The following is a 582-nucleotide window of genomic DNA, read 5'->3' as shown; positions in this document are numbered from 1 at the left end:
GCCTCTGACTGCCAAGGCATCCACCGTGCACGCTTAGTCACTTAACCATACAACCCCAAGAAGTGTGTATCGAACCCGAAGGACCGACAGCACTGACTTCGGCGGAGTTGACTGCATCAGTGACTGATGCTTACAACAATTTTTCGCCAAGAAGTTCCAAGACACTTGCAGTATCAAGAACTTATTAATTTCATCAGCTTTTCCAGATTGTTAAAGAGCAAGAGCATAAAGCTCTAAGCTGGTAGCTTGAAGAATTTCTCTTCCAGCTGCTAGCTTAAGGCTTAAATGGCGTCCCCTAGGGGATTCGAACCCCTGTTACCGCCGTGAAAGGGCGGTGTCCTAGGCCTCTAGACGAAGGGGACCAAAAAACATGTTGATGAAGCGCTGCTTCATCGTTTTTTGGTAAAGGCGAGTGGTGAGCTCCGCGAACCCGAGCGGCAAGAACAAGACTGTCCCTGTACGCGGCGTTGCTCAGCTGAACTCGGTGTGCCACAAGCTATAGGCAAACTTGTGGCCACGCCTCTATCAAAAGCGCTCTATCGATATCAAGCAAACTGTGTGAACACTCAACAGGCGTTGAGA

At 49.5% G+C, this 582-nt stretch carries 1 tRNA gene; it reads right to left on the bottom strand.

From position 1 onward, the window contains the following. Positions 1-286: 286 nt before the first annotated feature. A tRNA-Glu gene (locus JKV55_RS17035) sits at positions 287-362 on the bottom strand. Positions 363-582: the final 220 nt, after the last annotated feature.

This window comes from Zobellella iuensis, assembly GCF_016746085.1.
GTDB classification, from domain to species: Bacteria; Pseudomonadota; Gammaproteobacteria; order Enterobacterales; family Aeromonadaceae; genus Oceanimonas; species Oceanimonas iuensis.
Note: the sequence above shows the minus strand (reverse complement) of the source record. Positions and strands in the feature narration are given on the sequence as shown.